The sequence below is a fragment of the Psychrosphaera aquimarina genome, assembly GCF_032461525.1.
Classification (GTDB): domain Bacteria; phylum Pseudomonadota; class Gammaproteobacteria; order Enterobacterales; family Alteromonadaceae; genus Psychrosphaera; species Psychrosphaera aquimarina.
In genome coordinates, this window is sequence record NZ_JAWCUA010000010.1 from 62,954 (window position 1) to 79,274 (window position 16,321).

Here is a 16,321-nt window from a genome sequence, read left to right on the forward strand (position 1 = left end):
ATAATTAAACAACGGCTTAATGCTCACCCATCATGTCTAAAAACGTAACTTAGAATTAACGTTTGTCAGCGAAATGTTCACCTAAACGAGTTACTGAACCGGCTTCTAATTCTTCAATAAATTTAACTTTATCTTTAGCGAATAAACAAACAACGGTTGAACCTAACTTAAAGCGACCCATTTCTTCGCCTTTATCCAATACTATCGCGTCATCACCTTCTGCTGGATATTGTGAATGTGTCACAGTTTTCCCACGAGGTGGGGTAATTTCGCCAGCCCAAACTGTTTCGATACTACGTACTATGGTTGCACCAACTAAAATCATTGCCATTGGCCCTAATTCAGTGTCGAACACACAAACAACACGTTCGTTACGCGCAAATAGATTTGGAACATTAGCCGCGGTTAACGGGTTCACAGAAAAAGCATCACCAGGAACATAAATCATATCCGTTAACGTGCCTTTAACTGGCATATGTAATCTGTGGTAATCACTCGGTGCTAAGTAAATTGTGGCAAAGTCACCATCTTCAAATTTGTCAGCAATGGCTTGATCGCCGCCAACTAATTCTAACATTGAGTAATAATGGTTTTTAGCTTGTAATAAGGTACCATCTTTTATAGGTCCAAGTTGACTAACAGCGCCGTCGACCGGGTGTGCTAACTTATCTTCATCTTCAATAATCGTTCTGGCATTTTCATCTAACTCACGAGTAAAAAACTCATTAAACGTTTTAAAGTGCTTAGGGTCTGAATGTTTGGCTTCTTCCATATTAATGTCATAGGCTTTGATAAAACTTTTAATTAATGCGGTAGTAACAAAACCAAGTTTGGCTTTCGCTAAAAATCCAACTAATTTAGATACACCATGTTTTGGTAATGCGTATTGGAACGCTATTTTTAAGTTATCAAAATTCACTTATATACCCTTTTATAAAACGTTTAATTTATATTTATATAGGTTCATTGTACCTGAGCGAACAAGTTCAATGAACAATTGTTTGTAACAGCTAGTGTCAGAAGACTAACTTGGTTCTTTTGATTGATGTCGTAAGGTGATCTCGTCTATGGTTTGCAGAATGCGTTTATAGCTGCTGTACCTTTGTTGTGAGATCTTTTTGTCGGCAATGGCTTGCTGTAATGCACAACCTGGATCTTTTTGATGTTTACAATCTCTAAACTTACACAAGGTAAGGAAAGGCCTAAACTCAATAAAACCATATAAAATCTGTTCCGTTTCTAGATGCCACATAGCAAACTCACGTACTCCAGGAGAGTCAATGATGGAACCGCCATTGTCTAATCGATAAAGTCTAGATGCCGTTGTTGTATGTACACCTAAACGGCTATTGTCAGACACTTGTTTGGTTAAGATATTCACCTCAGGCAATATTGAATTTACTAAGGATGATTTCCCTACGCCTGACTGGCCAACAAAAACGCTGGTTTTATCTACTAATAATTCACGTACCGATTCAATACCTTGTTCTTCGATGGCTGACATGGTTAACACTTGATAGCCAATACTTCGATATAACTCAACGGTACTTTCTACTGATTCTCTGTTTTGGTCATCAAGTAAGTCCATTTTATTGATCAAAATGACCGGAGTAATATCTAATTGTTCAACCGCCACTAAATATCGGTCTATGATACTTGGGGCTAAGTCCGGCAATAAAGCTGAAACGATAAATATTTGATCAATGTTGGCGGCAACGGGTTTAAGGCCGTCGTAAAAGTCGGGACGAACAAATACGCTGTCTCTAGGTTCAACCGCTTCAATAACACCATTAAAATCAGAGTCGGATACTTTATAAGGACGCCATATTACTTTATCCCCACACACTAATGAAGAGACCGCACGACGTATATTACAGCGAATAAGTTCGCCTTCACTGCTTTCTACATCGGCATGTTGACCATAACGGGTAACGACTTGACCAAAACACTGAGGTCCTAACATAGAGTCATCTAAATCATCTTTAGATGGCTTTTTTTGTTTTGCTTTTGCAATCCGCTTATTTTGGTTATCTTTAATACGTCTTGACTGAGAGTTTGATAATTTCTTTTGTTTTGCCACTTTTGGCCTATGATTTATTTATAAAAACTTGTGAAAGTTGTTAAAAAGATTAACAATGGTTTTATATTATACTTAACCATGCGCGATAAAAAGGATTCCGTAAGGTCTTATATGTCATTTAGCGAAAATAATCTAATTTGGGTTGATCTGGAAATGACCGGATTAGAACCTAGTACCGATAAAGTGCTCGAAGTTGCCACTATAGTGACGGATAGCGATCTTAACATTTTGGCGGAAGGGCCTGAAATCGCAATTTATCAACCGGACGACATATTAGATAATATGGATGAATGGTGTGTTACTCAGCATGGTAAGTCTGGTTTAACGGATCGTTGTAAAAACAGCAAAGTTTCAGAACAACAAGCTTGTGAAATGACAATAGAGTTTTTGAAAGATTACGTTCCTGCTGGTACTTCGCCTATGTGTGGTAACAGCATCTGCCAAGATCGCCGTTTTATGCATGAACATATGCTGACCTTAGAAGAGTTTTTCCATTATCGTAATTTAGACGTTAGCACGATAAAAGAATTAGCCAAAAGATGGCGTCCAAATTTAGTGGCAGACTACAAGAAAAAAGGTGTTCATCTGGCATTAGAAGATATCAGAGAAAGCATTGAAGAACTTAAACGTTACCGAGAGTTTTTCTTTAAAGTTTAGTTCCCGCTTAATCTACAATGAAGCCGCTCTTGAGCGGTTTTTTTATGAGCGTTAATTTACTTTCAAGTTGAGTTATATTGAAAGTCGTTGCATTTATATTTAGAGTCCTTGTTATTAATACAAGTTATTAGCCGATTCGAGTTTTTAAGGTAAGCGTTTGTGTTTTCTCTTATTCGTCAAAAGTATTTCGCTTTAGTTGTAAGTTTTATAGTGGTCATAACCTTTTGGGTTTTGTATCAAATATCAACCTATTCCGCCTATGGCTTATTGGGCATTTTAGGGGCGTTGTTTGCCAATGCGACCGGAGCGGGCGGCGGCATTATTTTCATACCTGCATTTCAGCAATTGGGCATTACCGCAGAGCAATCCGTGGCCACAAGTTTTGCTATTCAATGTTTTGGGATGACAACCGGCTCAGTCATGTGGTTAACACACGCAAAAAAATGCCGTATTGAGAATTGGAGTTTATTACCAACACTAAGTTTTATTTGTATTCCTTTTTCAATTTTAGGCATTTGGTCTGTTTATGGTTTGGGACTATCAACCCCGGGTTCATTGTCTTATTTATTTGCCTATTTTTCTATTTTTATTGGCTTAGGCCTGTTGTACACCGGCATTAAAAAAATCCAATCAGATAAAAGTAACCTAATGCCAAAAGAAATCACCGTGATTAGCGTTAAAGATAAAGTCGCGTTGGTTTTATTAAGTTATGTCGGTGGCATTATCACGGCGTGGTTGTCTGTTGGTGTGGGTGAAATTATTGCGTTCTATCTAATTTATCGAGGTTATAGAGTGACGCTAGCGATAGCTGTTGCCGTCGTGTTGTCGGCATTTTCCGTATGGGCGGGAATTGGTTATCACATATATTTGGATAATGTTTATTGGAATGTATTGTTATTTGGTGGTCCCGGTGCCGTCATTGGTGGCATCTTGGCAAAAAAATTAGCCACGAGCATTCCCGTTTTTCAGTTAAAAATGTTTTTTGCCAGTTGGGTATTTATAGCGGGCACCATTGAACTATTAATCAATTAACATCAGCCAGAATCAATAGCCATAAGGTCATAAAGGCGTTGATTAACTGATTCTAGGTAAGTTCAATAATGCCGTATTGTATACCTATGGCTGCGCCGCCATAGACTCAAGTTCTATTTCAATTGCTCTTGTGCTGATGTGTACCTCAAACAAAGATAAAACAAGTGAAATGGTTAATGAGGCTAAGCTGCATCCAAAAAAGATGGATCCCAGTAATGGCATCTCAACAAAGATTAAAAACATAGCCAAAGTACATAATAAAAAACTCATTACACCTGCGGATTGCATCGCTCGGATCAAATGCAGTCTTTTACGTAATGTGGTGATCTGACGTTTTACCACAAGTTCTAGGCCTGAATTATCTCGTTGGTTTAACTCCCGAATAAGTTGGGCTAACACTAAAAATCGATTGGTATACGCAAGTAATAATAACGAAATTGCAGGGAATAATAGAGCCGGCGTTGTTAGAGTCATATGATTTTCAGCGGTTAAGAATTTGATTTTAAAATCATACAGCTATCGAATATCTAGGTCTATTGTTATAATGCAGATTATTCAAGTCTGAAAACTTGGTCCACCCTTTATACGAGAATACATTTTGGCTAATTCATCTAACGAAAAATCAGTACATTTAAAAACCAATAATTTCCAGCGTGTTCGCGAGTTGTCGAGAAAACAACAAGGCGTTTTATCTTTAGCTTTATTAGAAAGAATGAAGCCTAACTATCAACTGTTCGCTCAAGTTACTGAATTTCCACAAGACTATAATTTAGATAATATTGTAAATAGTCTATGGGAGAAGTTGTTAGTTAAAGGTGCGAAAGTAAACTTTTCTATTTTAGAAGAAAAGATTGAGTCATTAACGCCAGACGAGCTAGATTTTGATATGTATGGTGTTTATCCTGCGATTTATTTCTGTACCGGTCTATTAACTTACATAAACGGTGAATTAAGTGAAGACGAATATGACTCCGTTGCCATAGCCAAAATATCGCAAGGGTGCATCGTACACTTAATAGAATACCAAGCGGGTGAAACTGAGTTAGATAATGAAAGTATTCGTGAACATGAGTTAATGGCGGCGGAAATGTCGGTATTAACAGAATTATTAGACTGGTTATCGATAACCAGATTAAAAGATTTAGATTTAAAAGCAATCCGTACCAAAGCCTTAGATATTGTATTTGCAGATGGTGTGACAAATATAGGCATTGAACTGGAAGGTTAGTGTCGACTTTATAAAGGGTTCAAATATTGAGTATGAACCCTTTTTTATTGCTGGTTATTTAATAGCCATTATATTCGATGTTACTACGTGCTTTTAAATAGCTATAAACCAGTTGATTAAGGATCTGCCCCACATCATGTGATTGATATTCTGAATGTTCATGAATCGCAGGTGCCCCTTCACATAAATGCACGTAACGAACCGAGTCTAATGTTGCCATAGAGTAAACATAATGTATGGCTTGCTCTAAACTAAACCCACTGACGCTGTATGCACTCGCTGCTGCTTGTTTTATACAATCTAGGTCAAGCTCTATACCAATAGGTCCAGGAGCAGTGGAGATATAATCACGAGCCAAATTTAACGACTCTGTAAAGGGTTGTTGTCTATCCATAAACATTGATTGAAATGTGTAATATGGGAAATGTGCGTCAATCAATCCTTCAATCGTTTCTTGATTGTTTTTTTGTTCGTGTAAACCTAAAACACAGTAATGGCTTAATAACTCAGCATGGAGCGCATACCTAAATGGATTGCCAGAGTGACGGCCTTCCATTGCTCTAAAGTCAGCATGAGGGTCTAAATTGACACAAGCAACTTTATTCTCCGTTGCATTGTTCAGTGCTGTAATAATAGGGTAGGCATTGTTATGCCCACCTCCAATAATGATAACCTCTAAACCAGAAGCAAATATTGGGGTTAATACTTTGTTAACTCTCGCATCTACTTTTGCACAAAGCTGACGCAAAGTATCGAGCTGATGATTGGTGGAAAACGCTTGATAACTTTGCTTTTGCAAACTTTCAACATCAACATTGCCAATTAAAAAACAGGCATTCCAATCAAAAAAGCAGTTGGCTTGTTGGTTTAAGAACACAGATAGAAAGTTGGCCCAGCCCTTATCTGCACCACCATTGCCGCAATTAGCTCTTGGCCCTATGTCTTCTGGAATACCAATTATGGCAAACCTTGCGCCATTGTTTTTCGCAATTATAAGGTTTTCAGCCAAGGTTAATTCAGCGGTGGCAACTTGTATCATGTCAACAACATGATGTTCGTTGTTACGTCTGTTTTTGTAAGACTGAATTAACGTTGGGTCAATATAGCTAACGTGTTCGAACATATGAAGTTGACTGTTATTCTATATCAAGAGGCTCTGCTGAAAGGATAGTTCCGGTACTATCAGCATAAATATGGTCATCGGGTAAAAAGGTAACACCTGCAAAGTTTATCGCGATATCATCTTCGCCAGATCCGGTATCGGTGGCCGCAACAGGTATAGAGTTTAACGCCAATATGCCAATGTTGATCTCTTCAAGGGCATCCACTTCACGTACACTGCCGTTACAAATGATCCCTTCCCATTTATTCTCAGCGGCAAGTTCGACTAACTCAGCATCTAATAATCCAGAGCGAATTGAACCGCCACCGTCAATCACTAATACCTTGCCTAAACCGGATTGATTTAACACAGTAGCAATTAAGCCATTATCTTCAAAACATTTTACAGTTTGTACTTGACCACCAAACGATGTAATACCGCCATAATGTTCAAAAATAGGTGCAAGAACATCTATTTGCTCAGCAAACATATCGCATAATTCAGAAGTGTTATATTGCATAGTGGTTTCCAGTTTTATTGTATTGAGGCTGATTTAGTATATAGGTTTTACACAAAATTACAGAGGTAAATCTAATAACTCAACTAAATCAAACTCTATTAAATCAACTAGTTTGTCTATGTTGTACTTTTTGCCTAACGCTTTCCAATCATCAGAGCGTTGCATCGCATTAATACTTTCATTAATCGTCGGTAATAATGTGTTGAACTCAGGTGTTAATACAATAGAAAATAAATAGGCATCGTTTGCTTTTGTTGCCATATGCAGTTTGTTGTTATCGCCATGAGACGCGTTGTAATAATTTACGGTAGAGCGGTTGATGATACCAAAATCTGCTTTATTGTTTTTTATCAGGGAAAGCATCTCGTCGAAAGTGTTTACGTCAATTCGCTTGAGTTGTTTATTATGGATAAGGGTATTTAAACCATTATAAAAATAACCATTCTGTCCCACCATAGTTAACCCTTTAAAATCATCGGCTTGAGTTAATTTAGTTGCGACCAAAGGATTGGTGGTGAAAAATACATCGGCATCCCAAACCAAACTGACACTGTTGATCAGGTCTGGACGAATTTTTCTAAACCACAAAGGGTTAGTTAATAAAATGGCTTTAGGTTGGTTATTTCTTAATTGTTCATTAAGGACTGAGCGTTTGATTGACTCAAGTTCAAAAGATATGGTGTCAGGACTATACTTATTTAATAAAGCCACGATGTCATAACCTAATCCACCACCCTCAGAATTAATAAATGGCGGACTATTATGGTATTCACTTATTTTAATGAGTTGCGCCTGACTTGTAGGACTGAAAGTTATAAAAGTCAGTAAGATAGCTAAACATATTATTCTAAATGAGTTCATTATATTTCTATTTAGTGGACTTACGTTAATTGTAGATCTTATTTCAAATAAAAAAAGAGCAGGTAACGTAATTACCTGCTCTTGTTTATATTAACGAGTGTTTAGTGACGGAAGTGACGCATTCCAGTAAACACCATCGCAATACCGTGTTCGTCAGCTGCGGCAATAACTTCGTCATCGCGCATAGAACCACCCGGTTGAATGATTGCTTTGATACCAGCGGCTGCGGCAGCATCAATGCCATCACGGAATGGGAAGAAGGCATCTGATGCCATAACCGACCCTTCAACCACTAAGTTTTCATCAGCGGCTTTAATACCTGCGATTTTAGCAGAGTAAACTCGGCTCATTTGGCCTGCGCCTACACCAATAGTCATGCTGTCATTGGCATAAACAATCGCATTTGATTTTACAAACTTAGCGACTTTCCAGCAGAACATTAAGTCTTTTAACTGGGCTTCAGTCGGTTGTACTTTAGAAACGACTTTTAAGTCAGCTTCAGTAACCATACCTTGGTCACGGTCTTGAACTAACAAACCACCATTCACACGTTTGATTTCTGGTTGAGTTGTTTTTGCTTTCCATTGACCAGTTTCTAATAAACGTACGTTTTTCTTAGCCGCAACAATTTGAGCTGCTTCGGCAGAAACTTTAGGTGCAATAATAACCTCAACAAATTGACGAGAAACAATGGCTTCAGCCGTGTCAGCGTCTAATTCGCGGTTAAAGGCGATAATGCCACCAAAGGCCGATGTAGGGTCTGTTTTAAAGGCTCTGTCATAAGCTTCTAAAATAGTGTCGTTTACCGCAACACCACAAGGGTTAGCGTGTTTAACAATAACACAAGCTGGGCGATCAAATTCTTTAACACACTCAAGCGCCGCATCTGTATCTGCGATATTGTTGTAAGAAAGAGCCTTACCTTGCAACTGAGTTGCCGTTGCAATAGACGCTTCTTCAACATCGTTTTCAACGTAAAATGCAGCTTGCTGGTGGCTGTTTTCACCGTAACGCATTTCCAGCTTTTTGCTAAATTGCATGTTATAAGTACGTGGGAATTTAGACTCTTCAACTTCATCAGCATTGTCTGAATAATCAGGAACCATTTTACCAAAGTAGTTTGCAATCATGCCGTCGTATTGAGCAGTATGTTCGTATGCTGCAATTGCTAAATCAAAACGCGTTTCAAATTTAGTCGCACCATCGTTTTCTTCTAATTCATTTATTATTCGGCCGTAATCTTTAGCGTTCACCACAATAACAACGTCTTTGTGATTTTTAGCTGCAGCTCGAACCATAGTAGGTCCACCGATATCAATATTTTCAACCGCATCTTCCATGGTGCAATCTGGGTTAGCTACTGTGTTAGCAAATGGATATAAATTAACAACAACCATGTCGATTGCGTCAATATCATTTGCAGCCATAACGTCGTCATCAGTACCGCGACGGGCTAAAATGCCACCATGGATTTTAGGGTGAAGTGTTTTAACACGACCATCCATCATCTCTGGAAACCCAGTATGATCTGAAACTTCAATTGCGTTTACGCCATTTTCAGTAAGTAGTTTGAAAGTGCCACCAGTTGATAAGATTTCAACGCCATGAGACGTTAATGTGCGTGCAAATTCTACTATACCAGTTTTGTCTGACACGCTTATCAGTGCGCGGCGAACAGGTCGTAATGTATCCATTGAGTGTATTTACCTTAATTGTTAAAAAGTGATAATTAATAAATAAATAAAATTGGTATAAAAACAAAAAAGCACCCAAAGGTGCTTTTCTGCGGTCATCCCGCTAGGGGATTAGTTCATTCCGTAACGCTTTAATTTTTTACGTAAAGTACCACGGTTAATTCCTAACATATTCGCTGCACGGGTTTGGTTGCCGCGAGTATATGTCATGATTTCTTCTAAAAGAGGCTTTTCTAATTCAGACAATACTAGGTCATATACGTCTGTAGAATCTTGACCGTTTAACGTTTGTAAGTAGTTACGAACTGCTTTTTTAACTTCGTTGCGTAAAGGCTGAGGTTTGTCAGCTGTTTGGATGTGCGCATTAGTAATGAACGGAGTTGGAACGTTTTGATCAAACATGTTTATTTCTTCTCTATCAAATAAAGTTAAGACTCAAATTGGCGACGAAACATCGCTGCCAAGTGTATTTTTTATATATTTTCGAAAAATGCGTTTAATTCTTCAAATTGCTGTTGGCAATCTTCAATTGCATTAAACCTTTTTCTAAATGACCTGTCCGTGTCTTGATCTGCTAAGTACCAACCAACATGCTTACGTGCAATACGGGGACCTAACACATCGCCATATAATTGGTGCAAGTTATCAACGTGCTCCATCAATATGCTACGAACCTCTTCCTTCTCTGGTGGCGCCAGAATGTGACCGGTTCGTAAATAGTGGTCAATCTCTCGGAATATCCAAGGTCGACCTTGCGCTGCACGACCAATCATAAGACCATCGGCATTAGTAAACTCTAATACCTGTCTTGCTTGTTCTGGGGAAGTAATATCACCATTAGCAATCACAGGGATTTGTACATTTTCCTTTATTTCTTTAATCGTGTTGTATTCCGCTTGGCCTTTGTACATACAAGCTTTGGTACGCCCATGTATAGCCAAACATTGAATGCCATTGCGCTCTGCAATTCTGGCTATTTCAACACCATTACGATTCTCGGTATCCCATCCGGTTCTCGTTTTTAAGGTAACAGGAACCTTTACCGCTTTTACCACAGCCTTAACGATGTCTTCCACCAGTTTAGGATGTTGCATTAGCGCAGAACCAGCTAACTTCTTATTTACCTTCTTTGCTGGGCAGCCCATATTAATATCTATGATCTGCGCCCCATTTTTTTCATTAAACGCAGCCGCTTCAGCCATTAAATCTGGATCAGCACCTGCGATTTGAACCGAGCGAATTCCAGTTTCACCCATGTGATTCATTCTGTTCATGGACTTGTCGGTTTTCCACACTTGTGGGTTAGACGACAACATTTCAGAGACGGCTAATCCAGCACCTAAACGACGACATAATTGTCGAAAAGGTCGATCCGTAACTCCCGCCATAGGCGCAACAATTAAATTATTGTCGAGGGTATAAGGACCAATTTGCATTAACTATTCACCATTGCTTGTTTTTCTAAATCACATTAAATGCTCGTTAAGATAATTTAGAGCCACCAAGCCATAATTTTGAACTATTGATGATTTCAATTTTAATTGAAAGCGCTCAATAATCTCTCTGTCCAAAAAAAGGGCGGCAAGTTTACTGTTTTTTTACAAAAATCAAAGGTTGTTTTTTAAACAATAGTTGTTTTTTTATGTGCTTTAGTATTGACATTTTAAATTCAGTATAAAATTCGTTATTTATTAAGGAATAACCTATAAATATGGCTTTGCGAACGATTTTGGCTTGAAATTAGTATTGAAATGGGGTTGGCTTTTACTAAAAATAAATTAATAAAAAACCTTAATTAAAAAAATAATTGAGGTTTTTTGTATGTATTTTAGGAATTAAATGGATTTGATTCTATTTTTAACACCATTAACGTTTATTTTATAACGCCATCTAACCGAACCCATTCATCTTGTTGGGTTGCAGGATTCATGTTTGCTAAGTCTTTATAAGCACTTAAAACATCATCACCTTGTTCAGCTAAAATACCGGATAAGGCTAACTCGGTTCCCATATGACCATAACCACAAATAACCTGTTTAAGTTCTTTTAATGGCCCAGCTAATATATTGGCTAAGATCACGTCGGTTTCAAAGTCAGGCGCATCTTCAGGTAAATACCATTCAATTTTATCCGCGACTTTATTACGTTCTGCGTTTTCTTGGCTGGCAATTATGGCTTTAGGATCAATGTCGATACCAATAGCGCGTTTGGCTCCAAGCTTTAATGCTGCAATTGCTAAAATACCACTGCCGCAACCAAAATCTAAAACGGTCTTACCGGACAGATCCATTTGTTCCAACCATTCCATACAAAGCGCTGTGGTTGCATGAGTGCCAGTGCCAAACGCCAAGCCCGGATCTAAAATTACATTACAGGCATCAGGTTCAGGAATTTCACGCCAACTTGGGCAAACCCACAAACGTTCACCAAACTTAATTGGGTGGAAGTTATCCATCCACTCACGTTCCCAGTCTTTATCTTCCACTTGTTCAATCTTGCAATTAAATTGACCTTGGAACATGTCTTGGTCTTTGAGGATATCAACAATATGTTGCATCTCCGTGGAAGCATCAAACAAACCCACCACAGTTGAGGTTTGCCAATACTTTATATCACCAGGAAATAATTCAAATATCGCTTCATCTTTATCATTGGCGGTAAAGGTAACGGACTGACTACCAATTTCGACTAATAAGTCACTAATGTCTTCTACATATTCCGAATTAACCGCGAAACGAATTTGAACCCAAGCCACACAACACTCCCATAAGACTGTTTAAATCTTAATAAATTTCAATAATGGCAAATTCTAACTCATCGTATAACAATCTTCTAATAATAAGCAGATAAAGCGCTGTTTATAATGTTGAGTATTCGCTAAACTTTCAGTAATTACACTTTTCATTATTATTAATTACAGGCAGCAATCATGCTCAGTTATCGTCACGGCTTTCATGCCGGCAATCACGCCGATGTTCTCAAACATTTAATTTATCAATATGTGTTGTCGTATATGTCTCAAAAAGACAAACCTTTTAGTATTGTCGATACACATGCCGGTGCGGGGGCTTATAAATTAGCGGATGAGTTTGCAGCAAAAAATAAAGAATATGAAACCGGCATAAATAAGTTGTGGCATGCTGAAACTGAGGGTATGCCAGAGTCTGTTAAAAACTACGTAGATGCAGTAAGACGTTTTAATATTGAAAGTGAATGTACCGAACTTGATGTATACCCTGGTTCACCTTGGTTTGCTTTGGATCAGATCCCCCTTGAAGGTAAAACCTTTTTTCATGAACTGCACCCTGCTGATTTTGAATTATTAAGACAGTTTGTAAGAACCAACCGTTATCGAAAAGCAATCAAAGGCGATGGTTTCAGTGAAAGCATTGGATTGTTCCCGCCACCGAGCAAACGTGGCGTGGTGATTGTTGATCCTCCCTACGAAATGAAAGAGGATTACCAACGTGTGGTGGAATATATTGAAACTATGTATAAACGTTTTTCAGGTGGCGTCTACATGATTTGGTATCCAGTCGTAGACCGTTACCGAATAAACAAAATGGAACAGCAGTTAATTAAAAGTGGCATTAAAAATATGCAATTGTTTGAACTTAACGTAAGTGCTGACACCGAGGAACGTGGCATGACAGGTTCAGGCATGATTTTGATCAATCCACCTTGGACATTAAAAGCTGAGATGGAAACCGTATTGCCTTACTTGGTATCCACCTTAACTAATAATGAAGGTGATTTTAGAATTGAGCAGTTAGTAGACGAATAACTCACGGAGTTAGGGGAATAATTGCTTTATTTAATCTCACCATAAAGTTGGGGTGCTGCTGTAAAAATAACTTGGATATATAAACGCCAAACGGCTTAGACACTTCTAAGTGGATTTTAATGTCACTTGGCTTCCATTTTGATCTTTTAAGCGCTTGTTTGAACACCTCTTCGGCTAAAAATATCGTATCTACGCGGTTATGCATCAACTGACGTACCATGGCATTAACGTCTGTGGTTGGGTAAATTGATTTATATTCATTTTCACTCAACCATGTATGTGTATTGGCATTTTTATAGGTTGATATACGTAAGTGCAATTTGGCATGTTCAGAAGCAAAATCAATCTTATGCTGTTTTCGAGTTATCCATATCCAATTATTACTGGTGATAGGTTGACTAAAAACCGCAATTTCATCTCTTTCATCATTACGACTTGCTAATGCTAAACCATCAATTTTGTTTTCACGCAAAAATCTGACAGCAATACCATAACTGTCGATCGGCTCAAAAATGACATTGAGTTTTAATTGTTTACCAACATCCTTTAACCTTTCTATGCCAACACCTAGCGCGACACCATCTTTTGTATAAGTAAAAGGCTGAAATTCTGGATATCCCAAAGTAATTGATTCAGCTTTCGCTGCAACATTGTCGATGAACAGAAATATAAATAAAGCTAAAGTAATGCGCATAAAGGCTTAATAAAATGAATCACTTATGAAAATATAATCGGGATTGGTAATTAAGCAAGGTGAGGGGTAAAGTGAAACAAGATAAATCACAGCTTATACACGATTAATTAGTTTGCTTGATGTAAGTAAATGTCTAGACTGGATACATAAACAAATAGGGAATAATAATGAAAACAAAAATTTTGATCAAAAAGCTTAAGTCAACGGGCTTTCGTTCGTTTGTCTCTTTAGCTGTATTCACATCAGTATTAACGGCAACGGTACCAGCTTATGCTTCAAGTATTGCCAAAGCGGTTCAAAGTGATGTTCGTGCAGAACACAGCGCTCGAGATCAGTATCGTCATCCACAACAAACGTTGGAGTTTTTTGGATTAAAACCCAACATGACTGTTGTTGAAATCTGGCCCGGTGGTGGCTGGTACACGTCAATCATAAATCCAATTGTTCAAGAACATGGTAAATACTTTGCGGCAAACTTCCACATCTTTGAAGGTTCACCTAACTATTATAAAAAGAGCTTAGATAGCTTTAAACAAAAAGTAGCGACCAATCCAGTCTATAAAGGAATTGAAGTTACTGAATTCCATCAAACTAAAGCGTTAAATATAGCCCCTGAAAGTAGTGTGGATATGGTATTAACCTTCAGAAATGTGCATAACTGGTATATGGGTGATGGTGATTTAGGGGTAGAGAATGCCTTTAAAGCATTTTATAAAGCCCTTAAGAAAGGTGGTGTATTAGGTGTGGTAGAACATCGTATGCCGGAGAGTTTAGATCAAGTTGAAAACAAACGTTCTGGCTATATGAAACAGTCTTATGTCATTGCTGCCGCTGAAAAAGCCGGGTTTAAACTAGCAGCGACAAGTGAAATAAATGCTAACTCTAAAGATAGCGCTCAACACCCTAAAGGCGTTTGGACTCTTCCACCACGTTTAGCTCTAGGTGAAGAAGATAAAGCTAAATACTTAGCTATTGGTGAAAGCGATCGCATGACGTTGAAATTTGTAAAATAGAACTTATTTGTTAATCTCCAAATTGAAAGCCCTAATCAATGATTAGGGCTTTTTTTATAAGTAAATCTACTTTCTCAATAATAACTATATCGGCCTTACCAATTTGCATTTCTGATAAATATTTCAATGGTAATTATCGCGTGGTTAACCACGGTTGATTTTTTAGGCCATTATTGTAAGGCCAGATTGTATAAGCTTGACGATAGAATTAAGTAATACATAGTATATATTTAATACTGTTTAATCATATCTTTAAATTTAAAAAAATGGTTAATTATCTGATTTATATGCATTTAATGTGTTTTGTAATTTATTATCTCTCGTTAAATAATATGTAATTTAGGAGTTGTTATAGGCACTTTCAAAAATTCAAAAAAATAAATTCTTGATGTTAGTTTACACTTTTGGTTAAATGGATAGGTGGCCTTACCAATATTAATTAACTTAGTGAGTAATGTTAAATGTTAGAAACTTGGCGATGGTTTGATGAAAATGACCCTATTACATTAAAAAAAGTAGCTCAAGCGGGCGCTAAAGGGGTCGTAAGTTCGCTTAATGAAATTGCAACCGGAGATGTTTGGCCGCTTGAAAACTTACTAGCAAGAAAAAGTAAAATTGAGAATGCTGGATTAGAATGGACCGTGATTGAAAGTATACCAGTGCATAATGACATAAAAACACGCACCGGCAATTTCGAACAATTCATAGAAAATTATAAAACGTCTTTAATTAATGCGGGTAAAGCCGGAATTAAAGTAGTTTGTTATAACTTCATGCCTGTGGTCGACTGGACCAGAACTAACCTAGATTATTTATTAGAAAATACAGGTTCAGCGTTACGTTTTGATATGGTTGATTTTGTTGCCTACGATATGTTTATCTTAGAGCGAGATAATGCTCATCTAAGCTACGACGCTAAAGTTATTGCCCAAGCTAAAATCTATTTTGAAAATATGTCGTCTAAGCAAATTGATATATTAGAACGTAATATAATTGCAGGTTTACCCGGTGGTGAAGGTTCTTATACCCGAGACTCTATCAAAGCTGCAATTGCTGAGTTTATTGAACTTGGCGAAGACGGTATGCGCGCTAACCTATTTGAATTTTTAAAAGAAGTGATCCCTGCCGCTGAGTCCGCAGGTGTGAATATGTGTGTGCATCCAGATGATCCTCCGTTTTCACTATTTGGTTTGCCAAGAGTCGTTTCCACTCAAGATGATGTACGCAAAATATTAGCCGCGATAGAAAGTCCTGCAAATGGCTTAACTATGTGTGCCGGTTCATTTGGCGCAAGAGGGGATAATGATCTTGTGGCTATGGTGAAAGAATTCGGTCCAAAAATTTACTTTGTGCATCTAAGAAATGTAGTACGCGAAGAAGATGGGTCATTTTATGAAGCAGAGCACCTAGATGGCGATAATGACATGGTGGGGTTGGTCGATGCATTGTTAAGTGAAGAAGACCGTCGTAAGTCTGAAAATGCAAATTATATTCCTATTCCAATGCGCCCAGATCATGGCCATTTATTGGAAGATGAATCTAAAGAAGAAGGGGTTAAACCTGGATACTCTTATTTGGGTAGGTTGAAAGGATTAGCGGAGTTACGGGGTGTTATTCATGCGATTACCCACTTCAAACAGTTAAGATAAATATTCG

Annotated in this window: 17 protein-coding genes; 6 read left to right on the forward strand and 11 right to left on the reverse strand. The window is 37.8% G+C overall.

All coding sequences use genetic code 11. From position 1 onward, the window contains the following. Nucleotides 1–55 precede the first annotated feature (55 nt). Nucleotides 56–919, reverse strand: coding sequence for an archaetidylserine decarboxylase (asd, locus tag RT723_RS12195; RefSeq protein ID WP_216056415.1), 864 nt, complete (start codon nucleotides 917–919; stop codon nucleotides 56–58). Between the two features lie 105 nt (nucleotides 920–1,024). Continuing rightward, a complete protein-coding gene (gene rsgA, locus RT723_RS12200; protein WP_216056414.1) occupies nucleotides 1,025–2,080 on the reverse strand; it encodes a small ribosomal subunit biogenesis GTPase RsgA in 1,056 nt (351 codons plus the stop codon). 111 nt (nucleotides 2,081–2,191) lie between these two features. Here rsgA and orn point away from each other — a divergent pair, with 111 nt between their 5' ends. Together orn and RT723_RS12210 are read left to right on the forward strand one after the other, a co-directional pair. Then, complete coding sequence (orn, locus tag RT723_RS12205) at nucleotides 2,192–2,737, forward strand: oligoribonuclease (protein ID WP_216056413.1); 546 nt, start codon at nucleotides 2,192–2,194, stop codon at nucleotides 2,735–2,737. Nucleotides 2,738–2,896: 159 nt separating this feature from the next. Further along, complete coding sequence (locus tag RT723_RS12210) at nucleotides 2,897–3,769, forward strand: sulfite exporter TauE/SafE family protein (RefSeq protein ID WP_315947352.1); 873 nt, start codon at nucleotides 2,897–2,899, stop codon at nucleotides 3,767–3,769. A gap of 84 nt (nucleotides 3,770–3,853) precedes the next feature. On the opposite strand, the gene RT723_RS12215 is transcribed toward RT723_RS12210, so the two are convergent. Beyond that, nucleotides 3,854–4,243, reverse strand: coding sequence for a DUF2721 domain-containing protein (locus RT723_RS12215; RefSeq protein WP_216056411.1), 390 nt, complete (start codon nucleotides 4,241–4,243; stop codon nucleotides 3,854–3,856). Between the two features lie 124 nt (nucleotides 4,244–4,367). On the opposite strand from RT723_RS12215, the gene RT723_RS12220 reads away from it, so the two are divergent. Next, complete coding sequence (locus tag RT723_RS12220; RefSeq protein ID WP_315947353.1) at nucleotides 4,368–4,997, forward strand: YjaG family protein; 630 nt, start codon at nucleotides 4,368–4,370, stop codon at nucleotides 4,995–4,997. 58 nt (nucleotides 4,998–5,055) lie between these two features. Here RT723_RS12220 and RT723_RS12225 read toward each other — a convergent pair whose 3' ends face one another. The 7 genes from RT723_RS12225 to prmA all read right to left on the reverse strand — a co-directional run bounded on the left by RT723_RS12225 (nucleotide 5,056) and on the right by prmA (nucleotide 11,929). Then, on the reverse strand, nucleotides 5,056–6,120 hold the full coding sequence (locus tag RT723_RS12225) for a formimidoylglutamase (protein WP_315947354.1): 1,065 nt from the start codon (nucleotides 6,118–6,120) through the stop codon (nucleotides 5,056–5,058). Between the two features lie 13 nt (nucleotides 6,121–6,133). Next, nucleotides 6,134–6,619 (reverse strand): ribonuclease E activity regulator RraA, encoded by a 486-nt coding sequence (gene rraA / locus RT723_RS12230; protein ID WP_216056408.1) that lies wholly within the window; start codon nucleotides 6,617–6,619, stop codon nucleotides 6,134–6,136. 57 nt (nucleotides 6,620–6,676) lie between these two features. Next, the gene (locus tag RT723_RS12235; protein WP_315947355.1) at nucleotides 6,677–7,480 is read right to left on the reverse strand and encodes a type 2 periplasmic-binding domain-containing protein; all 804 of its coding nucleotides are present in this window, start codon (nucleotides 7,478–7,480) and stop codon (nucleotides 6,677–6,679) included. Between the two features lie 101 nt (nucleotides 7,481–7,581). Next, nucleotides 7,582–9,174 carry a bifunctional phosphoribosylaminoimidazolecarboxamide formyltransferase/IMP cyclohydrolase gene (purH, locus tag RT723_RS12240; RefSeq protein ID WP_315947356.1) on the reverse strand — a complete coding sequence of 531 codons (1,593 nt, stop codon included), beginning with the start codon at nucleotides 9,172–9,174 and terminating at the stop codon, nucleotides 7,582–7,584. A 111-nt stretch (nucleotides 9,175–9,285) separates the two neighbouring features. Further along, on the reverse strand, nucleotides 9,286–9,576 hold the full coding sequence (fis, locus tag RT723_RS12245) for a DNA-binding transcriptional regulator Fis (RefSeq protein WP_105051584.1): 291 nt from the start codon (nucleotides 9,574–9,576) through the stop codon (nucleotides 9,286–9,288). Between the two features lie 71 nt (nucleotides 9,577–9,647). Then, nucleotides 9,648–10,610: a tRNA dihydrouridine synthase DusB gene (dusB, locus tag RT723_RS12250; protein WP_315947357.1), complete on the reverse strand. Its 963-nt coding sequence runs from the start codon at nucleotides 10,608–10,610 to the stop codon at nucleotides 9,648–9,650. A 437-nt stretch (nucleotides 10,611–11,047) separates the two neighbouring features. Then, entirely contained in the window at nucleotides 11,048–11,929 is an 882-nt protein-coding gene (gene prmA, locus RT723_RS12255; RefSeq protein ID WP_315947358.1) for a 50S ribosomal protein L11 methyltransferase, read from the reverse strand. 174 nt (nucleotides 11,930–12,103) lie between these two features. On the opposite strand from prmA, the gene RT723_RS12260 reads away from it, so the two are divergent. After that, nucleotides 12,104–12,958 (forward strand): 23S rRNA (adenine(2030)-N(6))-methyltransferase RlmJ, encoded by an 855-nt coding sequence (locus tag RT723_RS12260; RefSeq protein ID WP_315947359.1) that lies wholly within the window; start codon nucleotides 12,104–12,106, stop codon nucleotides 12,956–12,958. Between the two features lies 1 nt (nucleotide 12,959). On the opposite strand, the gene RT723_RS12265 is transcribed toward RT723_RS12260, so the two are convergent. After that, nucleotides 12,960–13,652 (reverse strand): substrate-binding periplasmic protein, encoded by a 693-nt coding sequence (locus RT723_RS12265; protein ID WP_315947360.1) that lies wholly within the window; start codon nucleotides 13,650–13,652, stop codon nucleotides 12,960–12,962. Nucleotides 13,653–13,819: 167 nt separating this feature from the next. On the opposite strand from RT723_RS12265, the gene RT723_RS12270 reads away from it, so the two are divergent. Both RT723_RS12270 and uxuA read left to right on the forward strand, forming a co-directional pair. Continuing rightward, entirely contained in the window at nucleotides 13,820–14,665 is an 846-nt protein-coding gene (locus tag RT723_RS12270) for a class I SAM-dependent methyltransferase (protein ID WP_315947361.1), read from the forward strand. A gap of 461 nt (nucleotides 14,666–15,126) precedes the next feature. Next, nucleotides 15,127–16,314: a mannonate dehydratase gene (gene uxuA / locus RT723_RS12275; protein ID WP_315947362.1), complete on the forward strand. Its 1,188-nt coding sequence runs from the start codon at nucleotides 15,127–15,129 to the stop codon at nucleotides 16,312–16,314. Nucleotides 16,315–16,321 lie beyond the last annotated feature (7 nt).